The sequence below is a fragment of the Psychrobacter faecalis genome, assembly GCF_016107575.1.
Lineage (GTDB): Bacteria > Pseudomonadota > Gammaproteobacteria > Pseudomonadales > Moraxellaceae > Psychrobacter > Psychrobacter faecalis.
Genome location: NZ_JABAST010000009.1, coordinates 17,880 through 39,923, shown reverse-complemented (window position 1 = coordinate 39,923; position 22,044 = coordinate 17,880). Strand labels below are relative to the sequence as shown.

The following is a 22,044-nucleotide window of genomic DNA, read 5'->3' as shown; positions in this document are numbered from 1 at the left end:
TTATTACGATTTGATGCACTAGAAAGGAGAGGAGTAAAGACTGTAAGGATTAAGATTTAAACACTGAGATAGGTTTTTTAGGATTCTTAGATTAACACACCAAGTGCAACGCTAATTAATATTATAGAACGCCTGCATAGGCGTTTTAAACCCTAAGCGTTTTCTTGGTCTGTTGTTTAGTTTGTTCTCAATGTCCTGTATTTCATTATCAGAGACTTGTCTAAAGTCACAGCCTTTAGGCAGATACTCTCTGATCAAGCCGTTGGTATTTTCGTTGGTTCCTCGCTGCCATGACGCATAAGCATCGGCAAAGAAGAAAGGGCTAAAGAGCTTTTGTTTCACCTTCTTATGCTGAGCAAACTCTTTACCATTGTCAGAGGTAATGGTCTTAACCTGCAACCTCACTGGCTTTAAGAGCTCTATCATTGCCTCTGATACTTGCTGGGCCGTTTTATTATCCACACGTTTCATCTTCAGCAGCCCCGTTTTACGTTCAACGAGCGTGACAATCGCTTGCTTGTGATGCTGACCGATAATGGTATCCGCTTCCCAATCACCAATACGTGAGCGTTCTTCAACAATACAAGGGCGTTCATGAATCGAGACTCTGTCATTGATACGGCCTCGGGTCTCAGCAGTTAGACGCTGCCGGTATGGTTTGGCTTTACGTCTGAGACACTGCCATAACTTGCCGCCCTGTCTCTTGTCCTTCCATATATAGCGATAGATACTCATGTGGTTAATACCACCATGAAACCCGGCTATTTGCTGGGGACTCCAGTTCTCTTTAAGCTTGTCTGTCACCCATGCCCATACGTCAGCGATGATAATGAAAGCGTTGTTAGCCCGTCTATCACAAGCCTTGTTATTAGCATGCTTTGCTCGGTAACCTCGTAGGCTTTTATTACGCCTAAGCTCTCTTGATATGGTACTGGGACTTCTGTTTAACGCCCTCGCTATGAAATTAATACTATGTTTTGCCCCTATTAGGGCATAAATCTGGTATCGTTCCCCTAGGCTTAGATGCGTATAGCTCATGGTTGCAATCTCACTTTGGTCGGTGGATAAAAACTTTGATGCTAGCGCATCTAGGTCTTTTTTTCACCTCACATTTGGTATTGCACTTCATGTGTTAATCTAAGATTTGAAAATTCTGCTCGAAATTAGTAAAGCTAAGTGGTTATTAAACTTAGCTATTATATTAAGTTGGGTTGGTATTACGAGAGTGGCAGACAGTTTATATTCAACGCGGATCGGAATTTTTGTCATTATTGCTATTTTTTCGATAAGACAAACGCCGCTTGATGAGTAAACCGATAATAACAACCACGATTGATATACCAATAGCTTTAGAATAAGGGGCTAACACGCCTGCGACAGCGTCATAGTTTTGACCCAAGTAATACCCAGCTAGCGCCAATATCGCGGTCCAAATGCTGGCGCCTAAAGCGGTTAGCGCCAAAAACGGTAATAACGACATTTTATTCATACCGGCAGGGATTGAAATGAGCGAACGTACGCCCGGTACCATACGCCCAAAAAACACTGCCATTTTGCCATGTTTGTCAAACCATGCGTTGGCATCGGTGATGTCAGTAGGTTTAATAAACACGTATTTGCCGTATTTCTCAGTGAACTCGACCAAGCGCGGTTCATCGAATTTATGGCCCAAATAGTATAAGGGTAGCGCACCCAGCACCGCGCCAAGCGTCCCAGTTAAAATAACCAAGACAATGCTCATATCGCCTTTAGAAGCGGCGAATCCAGCAGCGGGCATGATAACCTCAGAGGGAATAGGCGGAAATACGTTTTCAGCAAACATGGCAAATATAATGCCAAAGTAGCCAAACTTTGCCATGATGCCGAGTACCCATTCACTCATTTGGTCCATAGAATTCCTAAATAATTGACAAATTGATGGCTGTCAGCTTATAAAAACTATCGGCTGGTAAAGGTAATGGTTTTTGTGCCATTTGTAGACGGCTGGCTAATCGTTACTTTACTGTCTAAAATATCGCCGCGCGCATTAATTTTATAACATTCTGACGAGCTGCCGTTAGGATCGTTATTGAGCAGTAAGTTAGCCGAGGTTTCTATGCAAAACCACGCGGTATTATTGCTGTCTCTGGTTAAAGACCAATCTTGATTATAAGTGCCTATTTTTTTGCGCATGCTTCTATCGGCATAGACATCTTCAGTAATCAATTTGCTTGATGAACCAACCGTTGCCATTTTAGGAATGGTTGTGGTCTGATTGGAAATTGAGTACTTACCTGAGCTGTCAGTGAAACCATGAAATACCAATGGATTAAGGGTAAAGTAATTAATGGCGACTGATTGATCAGTGACTTGATTGTTGACTTTATTGATGGTATTTACTTCAGCACCTTGGACTTGTTTATTGTTAAATACCATGCTGCCTTTGGGCGTGACTTTGATGTCAGCAGAGGCGGTTTGATTGCCAACGTTTGCTACCAAGCTTTGACTGCGGGCTTTGGTATAAATATTGAGCATGGCCGCTTCAACGGGATATTGAGTGACAATATTGCTTGAATTGCCCGGCGTACTGCCACCGTTCATGCCGCCTGCACAAGCGCTTAAGCCTACCGATACCGCGATAACCAATCCTAATTTTTTCATGGTGTATTCCCTCGATTTATTTGAGTTTTCTTTATTTAAATAGTTATTACCTGCCTACTATAATCGAATTTTTAAGCGCTGACAGCTGCCGTGTATCCTTGTACCTGCCATTCTTACATCATTATAACAACCGATGATTTTGTAGAAATTTATTAAATAAACGCGTGGTAAAAATCCCTAACCAATTAAAATAGGATAAATCGCTGTTTTTTCTGCTCATACCTCTTTAGTCTGTTATCATTTCGTCCTGCAATAACGCCAGTTTTACTCTATAAGCACCAATTATAAGCACCATTCGTTAGGACGTTAAAATGATCGTCAAGCAAAAGCCAAGCGCCATCAAACTGCTTTTTACCTTGCGTGGCTCCATTCTGCCCAAGGTCTATCCGCAGATTTTGCTCATTAGTTTAATTAGTGCCTTTATCACCAATATCCAGCATGGGTTTCCCAGCTCTTTTTCTTCTTATAGCGTCGCGCCGTTTACCTTGCTTGGGATAGCCTTATCGCTGTTTTTAGGTTTTCGCAATAACGCCAGTTATCAGCGCTGGTGGGAAGCTCGAGGGCTATGGGGGCAATTGGTCTATGATACGCGCAGCTTTACTCGTCAAGTGCTGTCTTATATAGATGATATAGATGATGAGGGTGAGAAAGGGCGCGATAGCCAGCGCCGACTGGTGTATCTGAGCATCGCTTTTACCCATGCGCTGCGCCATCGACTACGTGACAGTGCGCCTTGGCAAGATGTTGAGCGCTTTGTCGAACCTATTCATCATACCAGCATGAAGGAGGCGCAAAATTTGCCGGATTATCTGCTGCGTCTGCTTGGTAAGGAGCTTGGCTATTGTCGGCAGCAGCGCTTGACGTCAGATCTTATGCTGCAAAATATGGACGAGCGCATCAATTCGATGACGGTGGTTTTATCCGCCTGTGAGCGTATTCATAGCACGCCATTGCCGTTTGCTTATACGCTGCTGGTGCATCGTACGACGTATTTGTACTGCTTTATGCTGCCTTTTGGTTTGGTTTCTTCTTTAGGCTGGGTGACACCTTTGATTTGCGGCGTTATTGCTTATACCTTTTTTGGTTTGGATGCGCTAAGTGAAGAGTTGGAAGAGCCTTTTGGGCTGGCAGCCAACCAATTACCGCTGACCGCTTTATCCAGGAATATCGAGATTAATTTGCTAGAAGCCTTGGGTGAAACCGAGTTGCCGCCAAACATCATGGCTAAAAACGGCTATTTGCAATAATCTTTTTATCATAAAATGAATATGGCAACAAAATTTACGCTATTAACATTTATGGCATAAAAAAGACCACTCTAGTTCTTTATAGTACCTAAAAGTGTGTAATTTTGATAATAACCTCCTGTAAAGGGGGTTATTTTTTGCTTGAAATGTAGGAGTACTTATAGTATATTGTGTGTAATATGTGTAAGGAATCGAGATGATAGCGACCAAAGTTACTGCAAAAATAGTCGAGGACAGTAGTGGCATCGCCACAGAAATACCTGTCATTTTGACTGATGAAGGCGTGCTGGAATCAGTAGCCGACTATGTGCTGAGTTTGCATGTGAACGGTACTTCTCAATCGACTATTTCCAAGCACATTCGATCTATTATCTTGCTGATCGAATTCATGGACGCCAACAAGTCCATGTTCAACGATCCCGAAGATTTATTCAGAGTGTTCGTCCGTCGATTATATAGCGGAACAGTTGGCGATGACGGACTTGATCCGTCAGGTCTGTACTGGATTCCAGCAACGACAAGCACCATTTCCCGACATATATCGCATCTCACTAGCTTCACTCAGTGGATGAGTGATCAGGGACTGGGCAAAGAGCTTAACGCGCTCAGAACTGCCACCAAGCATGAAGAGCGCATTCAGTATGCCGCGTGGTTCCGCAAAAATAGAAATGACTTCTTAGGACACATCAAGGACAAGTCGTTCAACACCACGGTCAAAAGGGCGCGCTCCATCAAAGGAAGAACGCCCCTCGCCAAGACGGAAGATGATGCTATCGCCTTTCCAGCAAAGCATTTCGAGAACTTTTACCTGAATGGTGTCGGTGGCGCTAGCGATCCTCGTGTTGCTCTGCGTGACAAGCTTATCCTGTTACTGATGCAAGGCGCTGGATTCAGGGCCAGTGAGGCTCTGTTGCTGTGGGTGACTGACGTTTTTGAAGATCCACATGACAATGATGCGGTGATTGTCCGAATCTACAACGAGATCGATGGTAAGGCTCCTGATAACTGGAAATCACGCAAAGGCGTGAGTACGCGCAAAGCCTATTTGCAGGAAAAATACGGAAGAATCCCACGACAAGAGATGCTAGGCACTCAGCGCCTTGGGTGGAAGTCGAGAATGGTAGACCACAAGGATAGTTACCTAGAAGGTTACTTTTTCCCTAACGAATACCGCTATGTGTTCATGAAACTGTGGCGTGAATATCTGGTTTACCGAGCCGCTGTACCCTGCAATCACCCGTATGCATTTATCAGCTTCGATTCGCGCTACTTGGGTAATCCATACACCCAGAATGCCTTTAACCAGAGCTATGCAGCGGGTCTGAGACGAATCGGCTTAGAGCCCAATAAAGCAGAGGGTCTTGACCCTCACGGACATCGACATCGCTTTGGTCGTGAACTGACTAGCGCAGGGGTTGATCCGCTGGTTATCAAAAAGTGCCTGCATCATAAAAGCCTAGCGTCTCAAGACCCGTATACGATGCCGTCCAGTCAGCAAGTTTCGAATGCCCTTTCCAACGCTTCTGATCAGCTCAAGCTGGAATCGGACACGCCAAAACTGGCTAACTCATTTGACTGGAAAACACTGGCAGAACATGGCTTTGAAGATATAGACCCCGATGGGTATTTCACGGGCAAGAATCCACGATTAGGGAAGAAGTAACGATGGTTAAGAAATCAAAAGCGAAAGGTTATAGCACCGATCTAACGCTGAACTGGATCACTGAAGATTTAGGGCCAGACTGGCTACAGTGGCAGCAGTATGGGACTGAATGGCTTGCTCAAGAACAGGCAGGTATTGGTCATAAACTCAAAGGTATCAGACACTTCTTAAACTATCTTGCGACCCACGCTCCGTATGCGGTTGATGTCGTCTCCATGTTTCAAGGACACCCTCAGGGGCACAAGGTCTCAAGCGAAGAGTTTAATAACTACCTCAAATCCAAAGGGGTAAATTCAGATAATCACATGTATGTTACTTACACTGTTGAGTTGTCGGATTACATTCTAAAGACACATTTGTGCGCCGAAGCTGATAATGGAACTTCTATTCCTCTGTATCAGAACCCTTTTGATAGAATTGCCAGCTCGCGCTCAAATACTGAAACCGTCCACAGCCCACTACCTTACCGTTACATCCAGCAGTTACGCCAGATTGTCTGTTCTTATCCTCCCGAATCCAATACTCAGAAGCCGTGGATAGGTCGTCATTTCAGCGATTGGCACTGGTCAATTGAACACCTTCAAAGTGGAAATCTTGCGTGGATGGAGGTTTCGCCTGAGGTGATTGACCCTGACGATCCAGACTGTATCTCCCGCACTCGAACTGTTTCACGCAAAGTCGGTAAAAACTATGAACCGATAGAGATTCACGAAATCTGGTCGCCTGTTATGGCGATGTTTATGTTTACCAAACTTCACCTGCCGCTGCGCTCGTTTCAGGTGCGTTTTCTGGACTCTGGTGAAGGCGATACGTGGCGTTACGAACAGGGTCAGTGGGTGGAAAACACCAAGCACGCGTTTAAGTACGGCACCGCTAAACGCCCTTATCAGAAAGGTGTGTTCAAGCGTATTTTCGACTCGATGAGCGAGAGCTATTCAACGGGTCTGTACATCTCCACAAACAAAACAGCCGACCAGAATAAAGATGAAATCCAACGCGGCTACACCGTCCCGTGGGAGCACGAAGAACTGCTGTATTGGCTGGAAAAACTTCGTAATTGGCAAGAGAAGTACAATCCAGTAGATCGTCTAGCCAAAGGCACAGAGCTTAAGCGTAAACACTTCGGAAACACTAAATCCGAAGCGCAAAAAAAGGCAATAGGAGAGTTTGCATTCTTGTTCCGTGCACCAAACTCTCAGTTTTGCATTAGCGCTAACGAAATATCGAACCCTTGGTATCGCCTCTTATCTAAACTTGAAGATGATGTGTTTGCCAGCGGCCAAACGATGACGAACGGTGAACGCCTGCGCTTCGTTAAGGATTACGGTGAGGATTACGCTGGTAACGAATCTGCAAAAGTAGCGACAGAATACCCGCTACACAGCTTGAGGGTATCGCTGATCACTTGCTACGCCATGGATACTGATCTTCCTCTGCCTGTTATATCTAAACTTTTAGCAGGGCATACGCGCCTGCTGATGACGATCTACTACAACAAGATCACGCCTTCAGTCATGGCTGAAACGATGAAAGAAGCCAACGCAAGGCTCATCGAAAAAGGCGAGTCGTCGCTCAAGAATTTTCTGGTCGATGCTGAGATGAATCAGATCGAACTACGTGCCGCTTATCATTCGGATGACCACAACTCGGTAGAGGCTGTTCTTGCCAACCGTAATCCTATCGGTTGGGAAGAGCGTGCAACGGGACTCTGTTTGGTCGGCGGTAATACTGTGCGTTCCGATGAGCTTTCAATCGTGGGCGGCTGCTGGAATGGTGGCCCAATAATCAGAGATGGGGCCTCTAAAGATGCTCGCGTTTATGGCGCTGTACCCCATGGCCCTGAAAACTGCCCGCGTTGCCGTTGGTTTATTACCGATGCAAGCTACCTGCCTGCGCTCAACTCACACTTCAACCAGATCAGCTACAAAGCGCATCAGGCGGCAAAACTGGCGACTGAGCTTGAGGGCGATCTGGAGGCGCTTAAAGACGAGCTGTATATGGCTGAAGAGCAGGGTCACCCCTTCCTCAAACTTGAGCAACTGCAAGCCCTTGAGCGCCGATACGAAAAGCAGCGAGTTGAGGCTGACGAATACGTCAAAGACTACATTGCGACCTTCAATCTGATTAACCGCGTCATCCAGATTGAGAACCAGCGTGAGGATGACGATGACGGGCAGAAGCTGATTGCGGTGGGCTCTGGTGAGGATCTTAGTGTAAGCATGAAGTTCATCGAAACTGAGTCTGAACTGCTGCATTTGTCGCTACTGTGTGACGATGCTGAGTTCTATCCCGACTTGCACGATGACCTGCGTAAAACCCCTGCGATTGCTAAGCGTACCAACGCTCTAAGCCGCATGATGGCACGCTCTGGCTACCAACCTGTTTTCCTTGAAATGGATGAACAGGCTCAGCTTATTGCAGGTAATGCGATCATGCGAAAAATGGCGATGATTGCCAACCCTGATGACAAGCTTGAAGGGTATCGAATCGCATCAGATTACATTGAGGCTCAGAAATATCTGACCGATGCACGCTTGCTGGAATCAGGCTTTGAGGAGCTACGTAACATCACGCCGCTGACCCTAGCGAGTGATAACGCCAAGCGCATTTCACTGGTGGAGGTGACCGATGCAGATTGATATAGACGTTGTCTTGGAGACGTTGAAGGCTGGCAAAACCGCTAAAACGCAATCTTCGCTGGATAAGCTCAACGAAACGCTCAAAGCCTATTTTGAGGAGGGTAAGCGTGACTTTTCGATCACGACAATTGGACGTGTTTCAGAGGAAGCAAACGGCGTTGGTTATCCGTCAATTCGCGCAACAGCTAACAAGCATTACCGCGACTTGATTGAGGCTTGGGCAGCGAAGGCGCAGACCACAACCAAGAAGCCGCCTTCAGTGGCTGCTCGCAAATCGGGGCAGGATTATGAGTTGCTGGAACGCATCGATGACACGGCAGTACGTGCCTTGTTTGGTCAGATAATCCGTGAGCGTGATCGCTACAAGAGCGAAGTGAATATGCTCAAAAATCAGACGCAGATCGTGATTGATAAGCGCCCAGCAACGTACACCGCGCCCCAATCTGAAGCCACGGTTGAACTGCTACCGTCCCTGAAAGGCATCTGCTCAGAGAACGAGATCAAAGCCTTTCAATCGGTCTGCACCGAAGAATGGCTAGAAGCGCTGGATTTCAAGGCTACCGCCCATGGACAGGTGAAGGATGAGTACGGTCAGGAAATCCTACCTCGCGGCTTTCTGACAGGTCTAAAGAAACTCCTAGGTGAGATCGATGAGTAACGGAGTTCAGAAGGGCAAAGACAATGCTCTGGCTGTCCAGCAGTGGATTGCCGAGCGCGATGCGACAGGCGACTACGGAGAGTATGAGCGCCGTGGAATTATCAATCGTTCGGCATTGTTCGATGAGCTGGGCATACCTCGCTCATCAATGGGTTCGAACGACCAAATTCGCCAGATGATTGAGGCGGCAGATGTCCGCTGGTTCGGTGAAAAAGAGGCTGACACGAAGGCTCACAAAGCGGCTCGTGAGCGCTCTGAAAAACGGGTTGCATCAACCAGTGCCGAAGTCAGTAAGCTGATGGATCAAATCGTTAAACTCAAGGCTGAAAATGCCCAGCTAAAGCGCGAGAACGAAAAGTATGCAGCGATGAAAGAGGTGCTGCTGGAAACAGGTTATCAGCCACGATGATGAGGGTTCAAATCGCTAAGATACGCGGCTCAGGAGTTCGTACAGCGTGGGAGATTGCTGATGATGGATCGATCATCAGACGCATGACTACGTTGTGTTTGTTATTTCCTGAGAAGTACAGGGATGCCGCTGAGGTGGGCACAGTCTGGAACGTCGCGGGCGGTACGAGGAATCATACGTTCAAAGCGGGCAATCAGGACATTACTGAGCGCTACATGAAGGTCAAAGAGGCTGAGTTCCTTCGTCCATCAGGCGAACTGTTGGCGAGATGGATTGCTGCGAACATCGAGGGGGTCGGCGAAGTAAAAGCAAAGCGCTTGGTGCGCCAATATCCCGACCTTGATAGTAGAGTCCGTCAGAAGGACGTTGAGGCGCTTACAAGCGTTGCAGGCGTATCAACCCAATCAGCACACGCAATCATTGAGAAATGGCCGTCAGAGCGATTCTACGCGGCGCTAGAGTGGCTGCAAGGGTCAAAGCTCCCGCTCTCACTCGCTCAGACTCTTGCGAGAGTCTATGACGATCCCGTGAAAACGATCAGTGATGACCCCCTGATTCTCACTGCGTTTGGCGTGTCTTTTGATGATACGCTCAAGCTGATCAAAAGCATGAAGCTGGATGTCCCCGACAGTCGTATCAAATCGGCGATAGCAGAGCAGATCGCCACCGAACACTGTTTCTCAACGGGCTCGACGGTCATACCTGAAGATAAACTTGAAGAGCGTTCAAAGTCCCTGTGTAAAGGTCTCGAACTTGATTCAAACGGTGTAACTGATGCAGCGATAAAACACGGTTCGCTCCTCAAGGTTGAGGGTGGTTTTCAGAGCCTCGGTGCCGCGATTCAGGAGCGTACCGTTGGACGCTTCTTGGTTAAGTGTCAGCAACGTTCGAAAGGTTCGGGCTCATTGCTCGCTGAGTGGGAGAAAGACCTCACAAACGACAAGATTGAGGCGGCACTCAAATCATTTGAAAGCTCGCTGCCCTTCGCAATGACTGCCGAACAACGTGAGGCTGTTATTGGGGCTGTAAAGTCTTCTGTATCTATCATTTCAGGCGGTGCTGGAACAGGTAAAACGACCATTCTTCTGGCGATGTTGGCTGTTTACGAGAAGCTGTCATCTGGCATGGCGATTCATCAACTGGCACTGTCAGGTCGAGCTGCACAGCGAATGGCGGAAAGCACTGGCCGACCCGCGCAGACGATTGCCAAGTTTATATCCGACCACCTTGGTGAGAAGAAGCCTGATGTAGAGGAACATCTCCTCCTTGTAGTCGATGAAGCCTCTATGGTTGACCTTGTGTCGGCTTATAAAGTTGTTGGGCTGCTACCTTACGCAACGCGTGTCGTCTTGGTTGGTGATGTATCACAACTTCCTCCTGTTGGCGGCGGTCTTATTTTCCACGCAGCGATGAATAGCGCCCTACCTGTGTTCGAACTGACGCAGGTTAAGCGTCAGGGCGAGCAAAGTGGCATCCATCAACTGGCGACTTCAATCCGAAATGGAGAGCTGGATGCGAAACTGCTCAACAGCTCAACTGGTGATACCCGATACCTGCCAGAATCCACACATGAAACCCTCGTGGCAGAGTACAAGAAAACCAAATCAGCCGCAGATTGCATTGTCCTGACACCTACCCGCAAAGGGCCATTGGGAGTTGAAGAGATCAACAAGCTTATACAGGCACAATATGATGAGTATGCGCCTGATGAGCTTCACCACAAGCACCCTTGGCTAGAGTGGATTCCATGGATTACTCGAAGTGGTGCAAAGCTCCGATTGGGTGACCGTATTATGGTCACACGAAACGACTACGAGGCCGATATACGCAACGGCGATCTGGGTGAAATCGTTGAGGTCTATGATAGCCCTCAAGATGGGGCGTATGGGCTTATGAATATTGATGGGAATCTCATCGATATAACTGACGACACCATCGAAAATATCGATCTTGGTTACGCTATTACGATCCACAAATCGCAAGGGTCTCAGTGGCCTAAGTGCATACTCATGCTGCCAAGCTACGCCTCAAGAATGACTGACCAATCATTGCTATATACGGCGGTTACTCGCCCATCCAGTGAGTTAGTGATGATGGGAGATTCAAGCCTGATTCAAAGCGCTATCGACATGGGGAACTCAGCCTCCAAACGAATCACTAACATAGCGCCATTCCTTTGCCCCGACAGGTCAGCCGTTCGCTGACCTGATTAGCGACACTATGAACGTGTTTAGTACTGAGGTCTCAACAGAGCGGAACCTCGACCACTGGGCGGTTCAATCCTGACTAGCCCAGCTTCCACGAAACCCGATGCAGCCGCTAGCCTTCTTCGCGGCTCCCGAAGTTGATGCCGCCTCTGAACCCGACACGCGCCCTGATTACCGCTTTTGCTTTTTACACACTTTATTACACACTGTGTAAAAATAAAAAAGCCCCAAGAACTCAGTATTCAAGGGGCTTTCAGTCAGTCAGTCAGAGAATTACATAGAATTTACTATATACTTCATAAGCGGTCTTTTTTATTTCACCTTGTCATAATGATTATTAAATGCCGTTTAAAAAACTTAGCAGCGTTTGTTGTTGCGTGGCAGGTAATTGTCTAAAACGTGTCTTAGCACTTTCTGCTTCACCGCCATGCCAAAGTATCGCTTCTGTCAAGCTGCTGGCGCGACCATCATGCAAAAACCGTGCTTCTGGGTCACGTGCGACAATACCAATACCCCATAATGGCGGTGTACGCCACTCATAGCTTTCGGCATTTTTTTCTTTAACGCCGTCATCTAAACCTTCGCCCATATCGTGCAGCAATAAATCGGTATAAGGATAAATGGTTTGCTGTGCGAGCAGCGGAAAGCGCACGCTAGCGCCCGTTTTTTGTTTTGGCGTATGACAGCTCGCGCAGCCCACTTGGGTAAAGAGCTGCGCGCCTTTATTAAAGGTCGATAAATCAGCCACTCGGCGCTCAGGCACTGCCAAGGCAGTCATAAAATCAGTCACTGCATCCAAGCTGCTGTCTGAAACCTCAGGCGTGCCGCCATTGGGCGCTGTCCAACAAATCGGCTGATTGACCGTACAGTTAGGTTCCATAAATACGGAAGTGGTCAAACCCATATCTTGTGACATGACATTGGCGTTTTGGGTGCGTAGGCTTGAGTTAATCGCCTTCCAACCAAAGCGGCCAATGCGCCGCTGTTTGCCATCCTGTACCCAATGTACGCGCCCACTGATGCCGTCTTGATTGTTATCGTCAGGGTCAGCTGCCGCAATGATATCCGCCTCAGGAATTAGGTCGAGCAAACCCATGCCGACCAATTGCGGTGAGATGCGCCCACTGATAGCGGTATCTCCCAGCGGCTGATTGGGGTCGGTTGCGCTAAAGTGAAACTGGATACTGGCAGGTTGGTTGCCATTACTCGCTGTGATGGTGTAGCGCATTTTACCTTCGGGTGCGATGCTGGCATCGATACTTTGATGTTGCATTTGCTCGCCGTAATAAGTGTGCGCAATCCCTTGTTTGTTGCCGAGCCTAAATAATATGGCGTCACTTAGCTCGCCATTTGCCGCATAAATGGGTTTGCGTCCTTCAGCACTATGGCACTGGGTGCAGGCATTGGCGTTAAATAAGGGGCCAACGCCATCAAAGAGCACACGACCTTGATTGGCTGGTAGCCAATTGATATCAGTTGCAGGATTGTTTGGGCTGTCTGGGTTTTCAGGTATAGTTGGCGGCGTAGGCTGGCTAGGTAAATTCGGGGTGTTAGAGCTGTCATTGTTTGAGTTATCGGAACCGTCCGAGCCGCCACAAGCGCTTAGTAGTAAAGTTACCGTTAAACAAAATAGCGCACGGCGTATGACAGGGAATAAAAGAGTAGAGAGAGGATTTGAAAGGTTTGGTGAGCAGTGATTTGGTGAATGAGGCAGTAGAGACATGGTAAGACCTAAAATGGCTAAAAATATCATTTATTAAATTATGAAAAAAAATACCAAAGATGAGTAAGCAGAAATTAACAAAACCATAATTTAACAAGGGCAACATGAATTTGGCTGCCCTTGTTCACTACATTTGCTATTGCATACTCATGTTAAAGATAAGTCGCGTTTATAGCTGGCTTGGTAAATTGACTGGCATAGGAGTGTTATACATCCAAACGTGGGTAGTGTCTTTATTACCGAGTGAGCCCTCAAAGCTCCAACCCCATGTAAAGAGTTGACCGTCTCTATGCGAGGTATTGGTATTAGTATTGGTATTTTGCTGCAGAGGTTTTTCATGGGCGATCAAGTGCATGACGCCCATCGCCATATTGTCGATATTTTTTAAGTTAGGTAATTTATTGGTCGGCTCATCTAAATCCTTATAGACAGTTTTGCCTGCGCTATTTGTTTCCCCAAACATACCCCACGCATAAAGGATACCGTCTGTCGCTGAGCCATTTTCTGTTGTTCCATTGTTCGATGGCACATCGTCCAGCAGCGCATAGCTGGCATTGCCATTGGCATAGATACGGCGAATATTTTTATCAGTAAACCATGGAAGTTTGGTTGGCTTAACAATGGTGCTTTTCCAAGCGCTTTGAGTGCCTTTGAAATGCTTACCGTTATAACCTATTTGGCTACTGGCATTAAGCCCCCAAGCGTAGATCGCTTCCTTATTGGTTAGCGCCAATACATGGTCGCGTCCAGCGGCAAGTTGGGTCACTTTTTCAAGGCCAATGTTTGGGTCAGAGGCAAGCTGAGGAGTAGGGACAATAGCGTTAGTAGTATGAACGTCAACATTGGTATGAGCGTTGGTATTGCCGCTCAGAACATCAATACGAATCGGCCTTGCATTAACATTGATACAGTTATTGGCTTGGTTACATTCTTGCCCGCGACCTAGATTGGCATAGGCGTCGCTGCCCCAGCCCCAAACTTGACCTTTATCATCTAAGGCGTACGAGCTATTGGCACTGGCCACCACTTGCACGATATGCCCGATGTCAGCGGCTGCTGAAAAATCAACCTTTACTGGTGTGCTGCTCTCTATCGTTGTCGCATTACCAAGCAGTCCTTGGGTGTTGGCACCAAACGCCCACACGCTGCCGTCTTTGGTCAGTACCAAGTTATGATTGTAACCTGCTGCTACCATCAGCGCATTATCAATACCAGCGATAGCGCCAATATCTAGGCGGCAGTCTTCTGTTTTACTACAGTCATTGCGACCAGTCTCGCCGCGTCCTAATTGCCCAGAAATATCTTCGCCCCAACTATAAACCTGACCTTTAGCATCTAGCGCCAGCGAATGATTTTGATTAAACTTAATAGACACCAGGTCTTTTGGCGCACTGTGCATCAGCATGGGGGTAGCTGGATGACCCATGACGTCGGCAACTTTCGTCGTCATTCCCAGACCGGTTTGTCCATAATTATTGCGCCCCCAACCATACAGTTGTCCATCGCGCAGAGCAGCCGTATGTGAGCCACCCGCCGCGACAGTATCGCCTAGATAGACAGTTTTGGTCGAGCGCATGATGTTGCCGTTATTATCTGTGGCTTCTAAAGTGATTTTATTGCTACCCAATGCCAATAAAATACGCGCGTCAAAATCCCCGTTTGTATCAAAGTCTAAGCTTTGCACTGGCTCTTCGTTGCGCTTATATGTCAACGATTTGATGCCACTGCTATCTTGCACTTGCCCAGAAACAAATATTGCCGCCACCGCGCTATAGCCATCGGTAAAGTTGCTATCAGTGGTCAAAAGTGGCGGCGTCCCATCAATGATTGTGGTGTCATCAGAATCATTGCCACAAGCAGTTAGCATCAAAGTCGCGCTGATAAGTGCCACTACTTGGCTAAGACGGGATAAGCGCATAAAAACCTCAATAAATGATCAATAAAAGAATAGGTGTTTAAATATAGGAAATAGCAACATAGCGTAAAATGGGTGTAACTATGGATGCGAATAATATTACAAATGATAATTATTATTAATATATAAATAAAAATGTTGATTTGATGGATTGAAGATAAGTGTTTTTTATATAAGGGTAGTTAAGGGTTTTAGAAAATGAGTTTTAAGGTAAATAGTCAATACAATACAATGAATATTATTTTTGGATAGGCTTTTATCTATGAAAAAGTGAGGTATATTAAGGTAGAAAGGTAAGTCATTTATACAGACTTGAGTTTTTGAAAATTTGTTCGATAACAAATTATTAATATCGCAATAACCAGCCCCTAATTATGAGGATAATTTGAATAAAATAAGCAAAGAAGCCGCTGCATTTACAGCCCTGCCACTCAACATCCAAACCGCGTTAAAGCAAAATAAACGCATCGTCTTTATCGCCAATAACCCTTCTATTTGCACTGATAAACTTGAGCAGTTATTACGCCCTGACGATGTTTTGGTGTTATTTAACCATTTTATTAATGCTGATTTTTTTGCCAACCACCCGCTTGCCAGTAGCCTGCCTAAATTGTTGTTTTTTCGCCAAATTGGCGATAGTAAACTGCATTTTGGTTTGCCACCAAGGAGCAACAATGTCGCGGTGATGAAGCGCATGGCAAAAGCGGCACCATTAGGTATTTTACTGAGCAATCGGCCTTATCAATTTCCTTTGCCCAGTGATGACCCAAGTCCCGATGATGACCCGATTGATGATGATCGCATACTGACGTTACCACCGGCGGTGCAAGTGTTGTTGCAGGATGCGGCGCATCATAGCGTGTTATCGGAGCGCCATCCGGTCGTTGAGGACTATCCTTACTTTACAGATATTCACTCTTCAGCCCCTTCTTCAGGCTTTTTGTTGTATCGCTTGTTGCTATCGGCGCGAGAGCATGTGCAGCTGCTGCAAAAAGCACCGCTACCGCTGCAATTATTAATGATAGGTTTTAATGACAACGATAAAACCGCGCATTTTTGGCAAGGGCATAATTGGGAATTTGAGCGCCGTGAAATGAGTTCGCCGCCGCCAGAGGTGGAGATCATACGCCAGTATTAGGCAAGGGGAGATTGGTAATTTAAACGTAGGCGGCATCGGGACAATAAGCCAACTCTATCTCCTTACTGCTAGGCTGGCGTAACAGCGTAATCGAATTTGATTGCTCGTGCGTCCAATCAATCAATCCCATTTTGCAGAACTGTTCAAGCCAGCCGCCCATAGGCCAGCATTGCCATTTTTGATAAAAACGATTGGCATTGACGATAATGCTTTCCAAATGATTGAGAGGCGGGCGATAGACAGCGTGCTGCTGATGATAAATAAGGTCGGCGGTCAGATAAAAATCAATATCTAACTGAAAGGCAGTAAAGGCAAAGTCAGTATCTTCTACGCCATAACCAGTGTACTGCGTATCAAAACCCCCTATTTGCTCAAACTTTTCACGTTTAATCGCAAAGCATAAACTCCAAAAAGCGCCGTAATCATTTGTTTTTTTAATAGCTGTCGGTGCTGCCTCAGTAGAAATCGATTGTTTCGCATCGAAGTTATCACGATAAGGATTATAAACAGATAGATGGTTTAAGTAATTATTAGTCAGCGCGCCCTTTTGCAACGCCAAGCTTTCCTCGCTTGATAAAGGTCGCGTCAAATAGCGCGGTTGTCCCATCAGTAGAGCGTTTGGATACTGGTTTAATTTTGTGCTTAGTTGTTCAATAAAGCTCGGCGCTACGATGCAATCAACATCCAAAAATATCAGCGTGCCATGGCTGGCACGTGCGGCGCCAATATTACGATTATGACCGATATCAAATTCGGTTTTGTCCGATTTTCCTAACGTTTGATGGTTTGTGCTGTCCACTAAACCTGCGTTCGTGGGAATCTTGACAATGTTTAAAGCAAACTCAGCCAGACGTTTAGGGTCGGCATCGTCATTGACAATAATAACTTCATCGGGCTGAACGCTGCCATTCGCAAGACTACTGAGCAGATTATACAGATGGCGATTGCGTCCATAACAAGTCGTGATTACCGTTACCGGCACATGCTCAGAAACCTCATTGGGATTTGTGATGGGTTTTACGGTCATTGTTTGTCAGTGCCTCTTTTGTTAATTTGGCTTTTATATTTTTGCTGTGACGTTATTGATAGTTATTGCATTTAACGTTCAGGCTTTAAGGCAAGCTGCGGCAGCAACCATTGTTCAAACCAAGCTTTAGTCGTTGGGTACTCGGCCATACTCTGCATAAACGCTTGAGCTGTCTGTACAGATTTTTGCTTAAGTGTTGCATTATCAGGCTTTGATAAGGATTGGATTCGTGCAGATTGATTGACAGTTTTGCCACTTAGCTTGTGTGTGACGCTTGCAATCATTAAGTCTTTAAATTGCTGCCAACTTAAGGCGCGTCCTTGGATTATCAAGGCCTCTGCCATTACCTCTTGCTCTTGATGGGGACGGTCGTCAGGTAGAACGACCAGTGGCGTTGCATAATCACAGGCTTGGGCGACGGCATTTAGACCGCACGCCATTAGTAGATAATCGCTATGTACGATAAATGGCGTTACATCACTTACATCGACTGCGATGTCAACATAATGCCGTTTATCCTCGTCGATAGGGCCAAGCGATATAATAAAGGCATGTGGTAAAAGCTGCCGCAGCTCGGGCAGTTTTGCATCAATGGCTTGATGCCCACCATAGCCTTTAATGACGGTAACGATAGTTGGCGTATCTTTATCCTTATCATTTAGCATCAAAGAGAGTGCTTTTTCATCAGTGGTAAGCTGCATTAAGTGTTTTATAAAAACTTGGTAAGTTTGCGCATCCCTTTGCTCAGTGTTGATAAAGTCAAGATAGAGGGTTTTTTTAGCCAGCCAATCAAGTGTCATCGCGGATTCTAATGTGCGAGGATAGGGGGCAAGCAAAGCAAGCGCACCAGCGAAAGCGTTTAGATGCGGCACATCATCGCGAATACCTGGCAGTCTGACATAAAGGTAAGGAACACTGGCGGCGCGGCATAGCATGGCGACTTCAACGCTGACATCAATAATCATCAAATCAATGCGGCGCTGATAAATCGTATCGAGTATTTTATGGCTGCGCTGTTGAATATCGCTATTACCGACGGGCGAATAATGCAGGCTGGTTGGTTGCCAATATTGCCCTGCGCGCCCAGCGAGTACATCATCTGCACGTTCATCTTCGGCGGGTAGTCGTACAACTTGCGCTTCATCTATAGCCGCAAACGTATAGGTATCGGACGTTAAACTTGTAAATACCGTTAATTGCTGTCTTGCTTCAGTGGGTAATAAGGCAGCAAGCTTATCGATTTGGCGGCAGTGCCCTGAGCCGTGATGATGAGCGTAATAACCAAGCCGCATTAACCTCGCTCCATTATGTTATTTAAGCCACTGCTTGAACCGATTATTGACTCTGCTTTATTGCTTTTGCCATTTCTGTGGATAAATGGATTCAGTTTTAAATGTGCATCTGTTGGAGCTTCAACGCCTTTTTTCTGCTCGCTTTCTGCTACTGCTGCTTTATACAAGTCTAAATAGCCTGCTACCATGGCTGCTACGGAACAAAACTGTAAGGCGCGTTCTCGGCAGGCTTGGCGTGAGATGCTTTGAATCTTAGTAAAGCCTTTGATAAAAGCGTCTTTGTCTTCCTTAGCGACGATAACACCGGTGCTTGGTGTGACAATCTCGGCGCTAGCACCAACATCAAAGCCAATCACTGGCGTACCGCACGCTAAGCTCTCAGCCAGTGTTAAACCATACGGTTCATCCCATGTGCTGGTAAATAGCATGGCAGTCGCTTGACAGAGGTAGCGATTTACCTCGTCTTTGGTGACATGACCGACATAATCAAACAGTTTTTGCGCGCCATTTTCACCATCTTGAGCCAAGAGTGGGGCAACTTGCTCATCAAAATACGCTTCATTGCTTTTGGGACCAGCGATGATAAGTTTTTTTCCCGCTTCCATACAGTATTGCATGGCCAAATGCGTGCCTTTTTCAGGGCAAATACGTCCAAACCAAAAATAAACCTCACCATTTTCACGGGTAAAATCATCCGTAGATGTAATATTAGCATTAAAGGATTTTACATCAATGCCGTTATAAACCACTTGTGATGGCACAAACTCTGAAAAAAGCTGCTGTTGGTGTTTGCTGATAGCGGTAAACTGGGTGGTTGTACCATGACGCAAGGTCAATAGTGCCAAACGCAATTGCGGGAAAATAGGCGTATGAAAGGTGGTAAAAAACCGCGCGCCAAACGCTTGACCGGTCATCATCGGGATATGATGTAAGCTGTGATTATGCACGATGTCAATCTCACCATGTTCATCGCGCTCGATGATATCGCGTAGCACATCCTGATAGACCAAATACTGATACATCTCCTCGCGGCTCATGCCTAAAGTCTCATGCTCATTCCGATAGACCATCTTATCAAATGCTTCTCGGGTTAGCATTGGGACGAGGCGGGCCTGCGTTTGACTGTCTTGATGCGCATAAAGCAAAACCTCATGACCTTGGGCAACAAGCTCATCACATATAAGCTGGGTAATCATCTCAAGCCCGCCAGCAAAGGGCTGCGCAATAGGATATAAACAATGAGCAATCATCGCAATGCGTAAAGGTTTATCCGCTAAAAGGGCAGGGCGTTCAGCATTATTATCAATAGCATCTATAAAATTAACAGGGTCAGCAACGGGCATAAGTACCTCAAAGTAAAACGAGCGATTATGGTAGATAAGTAAAAAAGGATTTAATAAAATCAATGCCTAAAGCCAACCATTAAGAATTGATAATCTTTTTTTCTTCAAATGTCGTATGCATTTCAGGTTGCAGTGGTTTTAGCTTTTTGGTTGGTTTGCGAGGCTGACTAGTAGCCAAGGCAACCGTAGGTTTAGACTTAATGCTAATGGTGGACGGATTTTTCTCAGGAACCCTAAAGTTATCAAATGCCACTTTCGCTGCGCCGATTTTTAACGTACAAATGATCAAAGCACAGATAAATAATAACGGAGAATAAAGCGGCGAAAACGGTGCCACTATAACGGCAGTGATGATATTAAGCAGCAAAATCAGCTTGGGTAACGCCACCATATTGGCGCGACGTAATGAGCTTTGAGTGCGAATGTATGCTTGCTTTGGCGTACAGACAAAAGGTTTTTCACTACCCCATAACACAGGCAACCACGATAGCGCGCCAAGTTCCCAAAAGTTCAGATGCATCAGCCATGCTCTGACACGCATTTTGATACTAGACTGATGGTTTTGATTGAGTTGTTTGTTCAGTGGCGCTTTATCCTGTAAATATGCCCATAATCGCCTTATAGTAAAAATGCCATAGCTGGCATAGACTAAGTACAAAGGTGTGAGTAGCGACATATCGGGCGTGGCGTCCGAAAGTTGAGCTTTTAGAAGTGCGTAGCCAAGGATAAATAAGGTCGCTAGCTGCAAAAATATAAATAAACCCGTAAAGTTTATCCAAGCACTGAGCTGCGAGAGGTGCGCGCGCGTATACGCTAAACGTTTACCCAGACTTTTCGTATCTTGGATTTTAGTGGGCAAGGCTATCGAAAAATAGTTGCTTAACACCTGCATATTGCCATAGATCCAGCGCCGACGCTGACACATCAAATCATTTAACGAGGTAGGTAAGAGACCTGTCGCAATGACTTCTGGTATGAACTGACTGCGAAATCCTCTCTTATGCATCAAGACGCCCATTTGTGCATCTTCAGTAATAGAGGCACCCGACCAACCGCCTAAGCTCAAGAGATCTGCGCGGCGTATCACTGCATAAGTGCCTGTTGATAGTGCACGCTTACGATTAAAGGGGCGATATAAATGATGATTAAAATAATGGTTAAGCTCGCTGTGCGTGTCCACTTGCCCAGCACTGCGGTAAAACTGTGGAAACTGCAAAAGCGTATGGTTTGGATATTGCTTAATAGCGTGGGCAATCGAATCTCTGGCGTGGGGCAAAGCTTGATAGTCACTATCGACCACCACAATGTGTGAGCAGTCTGGATTCATCAGCCCCAACGCCAAGTTTAACGCGCCTGCCTTAAAGCCTTCTACCGCATCAATATGATAAAAGCGGACATTAAGTGCTGGATCTAGACTGGCGCAAAAAGCGGCCAAAGGCTGATATAGTGAGGTGTCTGTATTGTTGTTATCAATAATAAGTATCTCATCAGTCGCCTCTTTAACAGCCAGCAAAGATTGGATAGTCGCAATCACCAGTTCTGGTGGCTCAGACCGTGTCATTAACTGAAAGCTGAGAGACGCAGAAGCTAAAAGATTTTTTTTATGAATTGTCATGGCTTATCCTTAGGCACATACGACGGACGAGAATAGGGAAAAAAGCATGAGTGAAAGACACATGCGAAAACGAAAAAAGTATTAATAGTTATAATGTAGTAGTTATTATTGTCTTTTTGATTACCCGTTAAATAGTAATATAAAACTCGGTAACCTTAAGACTGTTAAGTGTTGGTAAATATTTAAGAGTGTAATACTACGTAATTTATACAGCCGATTTTATGGCTGTCAGTACGTAAAACACGATTTAGAAGAGGTTTGTGTTACTGGACGAGTAGCAAAATTTCCGAAATATAGTGACTTAATAATTTCAAAAAATTTTTAGGAAAAAATGATGAGAGTTTAAGATAAGGAAAAGAGAAGTAAGGGAAATGTGACGAAGAGGGTAACGCTAAATCATAATCGGTTATGAATTGTTTAAAATATAATGAACTTTATAAACGATAAAAGCGCATTAGACACTTATAGGTAAAAACCCATCATGCCCAATACGCTTTATCATCAATAACTAATAAGTCTTAAATGATG

General features: G+C 45.8%; 16 protein-coding genes. 7 read left to right on the top strand and 9 right to left on the bottom strand.

Annotated features, from left to right (window positions below; all coding sequences use genetic code 11):
• Positions 1 to 111: 111 nt before the first annotated feature.
• The 3 genes from JFC07_RS04525 to JFC07_RS04515 form a co-directional block, all read right to left on the bottom strand.
• Positions 112 to 1,038 (bottom strand): IS30 family transposase, encoded by a 927-nt coding sequence (locus JFC07_RS04525; protein ID WP_198328342.1) that lies wholly within the window; start codon positions 1,036 to 1,038, stop codon positions 112 to 114.
• Positions 1,039 to 1,243: 205 nt separating this feature from the next.
• A complete protein-coding gene (locus JFC07_RS04520; protein ID WP_191691916.1) occupies positions 1,244 to 1,891 on the bottom strand; it encodes a DedA family protein in 648 nt (215 codons plus the stop codon).
• A gap of 47 nt (positions 1,892 to 1,938) precedes the next feature.
• The gene (locus tag JFC07_RS04515; protein ID WP_198328340.1) at positions 1,939 to 2,640 is read right to left on the bottom strand and encodes a hypothetical protein; all 702 of its coding nucleotides are present in this window, start codon (positions 2,638 to 2,640) and stop codon (positions 1,939 to 1,941) included.
• Positions 2,641 to 2,951: 311 nt separating this feature from the next.
• On the opposite strand from JFC07_RS04515, the gene JFC07_RS04510 reads away from it, so the two are divergent.
• From JFC07_RS04510 to JFC07_RS04485, 6 genes are all read left to right on the top strand, one after another.
• Positions 2,952 to 3,887, top strand: coding sequence for a bestrophin family protein (locus JFC07_RS04510; protein ID WP_198328338.1), 936 nt, complete (start codon positions 2,952 to 2,954; stop codon positions 3,885 to 3,887).
• Positions 3,888 to 4,083: 196 nt separating this feature from the next.
• Positions 4,084 to 5,550, top strand: coding sequence for a gamma-mobile-trio recombinase GmtY (gene gmtY, locus JFC07_RS04505; RefSeq protein ID WP_180112503.1), 1,467 nt, complete (start codon positions 4,084 to 4,086; stop codon positions 5,548 to 5,550).
• 2 nt (positions 5,551 to 5,552) lie between these two features.
• Positions 5,553 to 8,189, top strand: a complete 2,637-nt coding sequence (gmtZ, locus tag JFC07_RS04500; RefSeq protein ID WP_198328336.1) for a gamma-mobile-trio integrase GmtZ — start codon at positions 5,553 to 5,555, stop codon at positions 8,187 to 8,189.
• The gene (gene gmtX, locus JFC07_RS04495) at positions 8,179 to 8,847 is read left to right on the top strand and encodes a gamma-mobile-trio protein GmtX (protein ID WP_192991769.1); all 669 of its coding nucleotides are present in this window, start codon (positions 8,179 to 8,181) and stop codon (positions 8,845 to 8,847) included. Before gmtZ ends, gmtX begins: the two co-directional genes overlap by 11 nt.
• Positions 8,840 to 9,256: a VPA1267 family protein gene (locus tag JFC07_RS04490; protein WP_192991768.1), complete on the top strand. Its 417-nt coding sequence runs from the start codon at positions 8,840 to 8,842 to the stop codon at positions 9,254 to 9,256. Before gmtX ends, JFC07_RS04490 begins: the two co-directional genes overlap by 8 nt.
• On the top strand, positions 9,253 to 11,460 hold the full coding sequence (locus JFC07_RS04485; protein WP_192991767.1) for an AAA family ATPase: 2,208 nt from the start codon (positions 9,253 to 9,255) through the stop codon (positions 11,458 to 11,460). Before JFC07_RS04490 ends, JFC07_RS04485 begins: the two co-directional genes overlap by 4 nt.
• A gap of 340 nt (positions 11,461 to 11,800) precedes the next feature.
• Here the strand turns inward: JFC07_RS04485 and JFC07_RS04480 are convergent, their stop codons facing one another.
• Positions 11,801 to 13,186, bottom strand: a complete 1,386-nt coding sequence (locus JFC07_RS04480) for a di-heme oxidoredictase family protein (RefSeq protein ID WP_198328334.1) — start codon at positions 13,184 to 13,186, stop codon at positions 11,801 to 11,803.
• A gap of 169 nt (positions 13,187 to 13,355) precedes the next feature.
• Entirely contained in the window at positions 13,356 to 15,104 is a 1,749-nt protein-coding gene (locus tag JFC07_RS04475; RefSeq protein ID WP_198328332.1) for a chromosome condensation regulator RCC1, read from the bottom strand.
• A 382-nt stretch (positions 15,105 to 15,486) separates the two neighbouring features.
• On the opposite strand from JFC07_RS04475, the gene JFC07_RS04470 reads away from it, so the two are divergent.
• Positions 15,487 to 16,239 (top strand): hypothetical protein, encoded by a 753-nt coding sequence (locus tag JFC07_RS04470; RefSeq protein ID WP_198328330.1) that lies wholly within the window; start codon positions 15,487 to 15,489, stop codon positions 16,237 to 16,239.
• A gap of 19 nt (positions 16,240 to 16,258) precedes the next feature.
• Here JFC07_RS04470 and JFC07_RS04465 read toward each other — a convergent pair whose 3' ends face one another.
• The 4 genes from JFC07_RS04465 to JFC07_RS04450 form a co-directional block, all read right to left on the bottom strand.
• The gene (locus tag JFC07_RS04465; protein WP_198328328.1) at positions 16,259 to 17,266 is read right to left on the bottom strand and encodes a glycosyltransferase family 2 protein; all 1,008 of its coding nucleotides are present in this window, start codon (positions 17,264 to 17,266) and stop codon (positions 16,259 to 16,261) included.
• A gap of 71 nt (positions 17,267 to 17,337) precedes the next feature.
• The gene (locus JFC07_RS04460) at positions 17,338 to 18,558 is read right to left on the bottom strand and encodes a hypothetical protein (RefSeq protein WP_198328325.1); all 1,221 of its coding nucleotides are present in this window, start codon (positions 18,556 to 18,558) and stop codon (positions 17,338 to 17,340) included.
• Positions 18,558 to 19,901, bottom strand: a complete 1,344-nt coding sequence (locus tag JFC07_RS04455; RefSeq protein ID WP_198328323.1) for a glycosyltransferase — start codon at positions 19,899 to 19,901, stop codon at positions 18,558 to 18,560. Before JFC07_RS04455 ends, JFC07_RS04460 begins: the two co-directional genes overlap by 1 nt.
• Positions 19,902 to 19,980: 79 nt before the next feature.
• Complete coding sequence (locus JFC07_RS04450) at positions 19,981 to 21,516, bottom strand: glycosyltransferase family 2 protein (protein ID WP_193030317.1); 1,536 nt, start codon at positions 21,514 to 21,516, stop codon at positions 19,981 to 19,983.
• Positions 21,517 to 22,044: the final 528 nt, after the last annotated feature.

Coding starts and splice junctions, on each gene's coding strand:
- JFC07_RS04525 (WP_198328342.1), bottom strand. CDS start 1,038: ATGAGCTATACGCATCTAAGCCTAGGGGAACGATACCAGATTTATGCC.
- JFC07_RS04520 (WP_191691916.1), bottom strand. CDS start 1,891: ATGGACCAAATGAGTGAATGGGTACTCGGCATCATGGCAAAGTTTGGC.
- JFC07_RS04515 (WP_198328340.1), bottom strand. CDS start 2,640: ATGAAAAAATTAGGATTGGTTATCGCGGTATCGGTAGGCTTAAGCGCT.
- JFC07_RS04510 (WP_198328338.1), top strand. CDS start 2,952: ATGATCGTCAAGCAAAAGCCAAGCGCCATCAAACTGCTTTTTACCTTG.
- gmtY (WP_180112503.1), top strand. CDS start 4,084: ATGATAGCGACCAAAGTTACTGCAAAAATAGTCGAGGACAGTAGTGGC.
- gmtZ (WP_198328336.1), top strand. CDS start 5,553: ATGGTTAAGAAATCAAAAGCGAAAGGTTATAGCACCGATCTAACGCTG.
- gmtX (WP_192991769.1), top strand. CDS start 8,179: ATGCAGATTGATATAGACGTTGTCTTGGAGACGTTGAAGGCTGGCAAA.
- JFC07_RS04490 (WP_192991768.1), top strand. CDS start 8,840: ATGAGTAACGGAGTTCAGAAGGGCAAAGACAATGCTCTGGCTGTCCAG.
- JFC07_RS04485 (WP_192991767.1), top strand. CDS start 9,253: ATGATGAGGGTTCAAATCGCTAAGATACGCGGCTCAGGAGTTCGTACA.
- JFC07_RS04480 (WP_198328334.1), bottom strand. CDS start 13,186: ATGTCTCTACTGCCTCATTCACCAAATCACTGCTCACCAAACCTTTCA.
- JFC07_RS04475 (WP_198328332.1), bottom strand. CDS start 15,104: ATGCGCTTATCCCGTCTTAGCCAAGTAGTGGCACTTATCAGCGCGACT.
- JFC07_RS04465 (WP_198328328.1), bottom strand. CDS start 17,266: ATGACCGTAAAACCCATCACAAATCCCAATGAGGTTTCTGAGCATGTG.
- JFC07_RS04460 (WP_198328325.1), bottom strand. CDS start 18,558: ATGCGGCTTGGTTATTACGCTCATCATCACGGCTCAGGGCACTGCCGC.
- JFC07_RS04455 (WP_198328323.1), bottom strand. CDS start 19,901: ATGCCCGTTGCTGACCCTGTTAATTTTATAGATGCTATTGATAATAAT.
- JFC07_RS04450 (WP_193030317.1), bottom strand. CDS start 21,516: ATGACAATTCATAAAAAAAATCTTTTAGCTTCTGCGTCTCTCAGCTTT.